This window comes from Pontibacter vulgaris (genome assembly GCF_022758145.1).
Lineage (GTDB): Bacteria > Bacteroidota > Bacteroidia > Cytophagales > Hymenobacteraceae > Pontibacter > Pontibacter vulgaris.
Genome location: NZ_JAJVDH010000012.1, coordinates 1 through 3,793 on the forward strand (window position 1 = coordinate 1; position 3,793 = coordinate 3,793).

Here is a 3,793-nt window from a genome sequence, read left to right on the forward strand (position 1 = left end):
CGTTGCCTTTTAAGTATGGTTCACCAGAAAAAGCACTAGCTGATCCTTCTACTATCGTTATCTCGGATAAGTTTTCAGAAAGAGTATTTGGGGAGGTGAATCCGGTTGGTAAAAAAATAACGGTTAATAAACTAAGCTATATTGTTAAAGGTGTTTTCGAGAGCAATCCTAAATTCCATTTCCCGGTAAACTTTGTACTCCCGATGGCTGCTGCAGAAATATCTGCTGAGCGTATGAATAACTGGGGATGGCAGCAATTTTATACGTATGTTAAGCTAAAAGAAGGTGCAGATCATCAGTTTGTACAAGCCAAGTTTACAGGTATTGTAAGAAAACAAATAGATGAGGATACCAACAAACCTTTCGAATACCAGCCCATTTTACAGCCACTGAAAGAAGTATACCTGCATTCTGCCAGTTTAAAGTATGATCAGTCTCTCAGAGGTAACATCACTTATGTAAAAGCACTCAGCATCATTGCCATTTTTATACTTCTTATTGCCTGTTTCAATTTTGTAAACCTGGCAACAGCCAAGTCTATGCAGCGGGCAAAAGAAGTAGGCGTGCGTAAAGCAATTGGTGCGAGCAAAATGCAGTTAATGTTCCAGTTTTTAGGAGAGACAATTATACTTACCCTGATCAGTGTTATTTTTTCTGCGGCACTTACATCGTTGTTGTTACCATCCCTAAACGCTTTCACAGGCAAAGAGATGACGTTTAATGTCTTCACTAACCCATCCCTGCTATTACTGTTACTCTTATTAACTATAGTTGTCGGTATTCTGGCAGGGCTTTATCCGGCATTGGTTTTATCTGGTTTTAAGCCGGTAAAAGTATTGAAAAGTGCGGTTGTAGTAGATAGTAAAGTTGGCCGTATACAGTGGCTGCGTCATGGGTTAATTGTAGTGCAGTTTGCCTTGTCGATTTTCCTGATAATCTGTGCAACTATAGTTTACAAACAAGTATCCTACCTGCACAACAAAGACCTTGGCTTTAACAAAGACCAGATCATGTTCTTCCAGATGCGCGGTGATAACATGTTCGAAAACTATGAGACCTTTAAGAATGAACTGGCAAAAGCACCAGGTATAAAAAATGTATCCATTGGCTATGGTTTCCCCGGGGATGCCACAGCAGGCGACCGAATTATTGTACCTAAAAATGGCGAGAAAGTACACCATGGTGCATCGCTTTTAATTGTAGATTTTGACTACATCAAAACCTTAAATGTAAAAGTTATTGCAGGAAGGGATTTTTCCAGAGATTATGCCACTGATGCTGATCATGCCTTCATCATAAATGAAACCGCAGTAAAAGAACTGGGTTACGGTTCCCCTGAAAAAGCCATAGGACAGCCTTTACTTTGGCCGGTTTGGAGCAAAGAGTTTACGGATTCTCTGAAAGAAGGTAAGATTATCGGGGTAGTGAAAGACTTCCACTTTAAAAGCTTATATGATAAAGTAGACCCAACGGTTCTGCAGATTTTTCCGGGGGCTAATATTAAAGTTGCTGTTAAACTGGATGCTGCCAATGTAGCAGGTTCTATAGCACATGTAAAGCAAGTATGGTCTAAGTTCTCACCTGATTATCCGCTCGAATACAATTTTATGGATGATAACTTTGATAAAATGTATAAATCCGAAGACAAGCTTAAAACTTTGCTCTGGATATTTACAGGTATGGCCATTTTTGTTGCCTGCCTTGGGTTATTTGGGCTGGCTGCCTATGCTGCGGAACGCCGTAAAAAAGAGATTGGGATTCGTAAAGTGTTAGGTGCTGAAAACCATACTATCGTTGCTTTGTTAGCAAAAGAATTCCTGAAACTGGTAATTATGGCGGCCTTAATTGCGTTTCCGTTAGCTTGGTACGCCATGCATAAATGGCTGGAAGACTTTGCTTACAGAATTGATATATCGCTATGGATATTTATAGTTGCCGGGTTAGTAGCAGCGGCTTTGGCTTTTTTAACAATCAGTTTCCAGGCGATAAAGGCGGCAAGAGTCAATCCTATACTTAACCTGAGGTTTGATTAAGTGGTAAGGGAATGCAGTTCTGAATTACATAAGTAGTTTATTAGAAATCATATTAGGATTTTAATTAATGAACAAAATAAGCTGGCTCATATTGGCGATGCTTGGTTGCGCTTGCCTATTTATCGACTACCTAATTTCGAATTTACTGCCTTGTGCTAAAAGTATCCGAATTGAACTAGAAAAAGCTATTAGAGCAATCTAATAGCTTTAAAATAGACCAAAAGATATAATTTAGTTTTGACTCTGGTAGCCGCTATCAGATCAGCTTTGAACTTGTTATTTCTAAAGTAATTTTAACGCATGCTGTGTGCTATCAGGCGGTTGACCTCATTGTCATTAAGATGGTGTATTCCCGTTATTCCCCTTTAATTACATATCGCAGCGGCCAATGCAACAAACTCTTTCTCTTTTCCGGCACAATTTCGTTCCATTTGTCAACAGATATGCCCACTCGCTATAACCATATCGAATGCTGTGGACCCGACCCTACCCATCCCTTTCATTAAGGGCTCCAGGTGCTATTGCCGGGACGGTTTGCTCTTACTTAACAGTAAATCCCATGATATTCGTATCGAGCATTATGCTTTTTGATGGGTAGCCGTCTTACAGTCATGTTATTAAGGTGAATGTGCAAGTGCGTAAACAGCTGCTAGCAATGGTGTTTATGGCAGGGGTGTATTATGACCGAGAAGATGAAGGTTATTGAACCACAAGGTTGAATGGCTTTTTTTACCCTTTTCAGCTTAATGCAGCAGTTTTTGATGGAAAAAGAAAAAGGGAAAAGCGATCAGAATGATTGCTTTTCCCTTTTAGTAGTCCGTAGGGCAACTAAACCATTGATTGTTGCCAAATATCAACAAGTAAAACCGCTTTTTTAGCCAATCCAGACACTTTTGTCAGGCGCTTTCTGGCTAAGTATAGCCATGATAAAATATATTTTGTTACTATTTTGTTACTTTCATTTGCTTTTGTTACGTTTGATGGTCTGCAAAAAAGACTGAAAATAATCCAACGATGGCAAACTCCTCTACTAAAACCGCTCCTGCGAAGGCGCCTCAGACCGGTGTGGTCGTTAAAGGTAAACTAATAAAACTACGCGCCCGCCTGCTATCATCCGGTGGCGAAACCTTATACTTAGACTACAATCAGAACGGCAAACGGAAGTACGATTTCCTGAATATACACTTAATCGCAAATCCCAAAAACTCAGAAGAGCGGACAGCCAATAAAGATAATCAATTACTGGCAGAACGCATACGCTCGGAACGAGAACTGCAGTTGTCTAAGAACACACAGATTGTAAAAGCTTCGGTGCAACGCAAAGCTAACTTTCTGTCCTTTCTGGATGAGTACACCGAGCTCTATCCTAAAAAAGATGCCCGCGTGATCAAAGCGATGGCTTCACGTTTTAAGGACTTTGTAGGCAATCCTCCCATCTATCCTTTTAGTGAAGTGACTGTGCGGGTATGTTCTCGCTTCAGACTATACCTAGAGCAGAACTGCTCTGGATCTACCCCTTACAACTATTTTAAAAAGTTTCGCAAAGTGCTTAAAGAAGCCATGAAAGAAGGGCTGATCGGACAGAACCCTGCCGAAGATGTAGAGAACCGCTATACAGAAGGCATCGAAAAAGAAGTGCTCACGATGGAAGAGATCCAGAAACTAGCTAGCATGGAGTGTTTTCTGCCCGAAGTAAAGCGGGCCTTCTTGTTTAGCTGCGTTACCGGACTTCGCTTCTGTGATGTAAAGGAGCTGGACTG

The 3,793-nt window shown here is 40.7% G+C and carries 2 protein-coding genes; both read left to right on the plus strand.

Translation table 11 applies throughout. From position 1 onward, the window contains the following. A partial coding sequence (locus tag LWP20_RS17955; protein WP_242929561.1) for an FtsX-like permease family protein occupies window positions 1-2,033 on the plus strand: 2,033 nt, incomplete at its 5' end. Between the two features lie 1,014 nt (window positions 2,034-3,047). Continuing rightward, a partial coding sequence (locus tag LWP20_RS17960; RefSeq protein ID WP_242929562.1) for a site-specific integrase occupies window positions 3,048-3,793 on the plus strand: 746 nt, incomplete at its 3' end.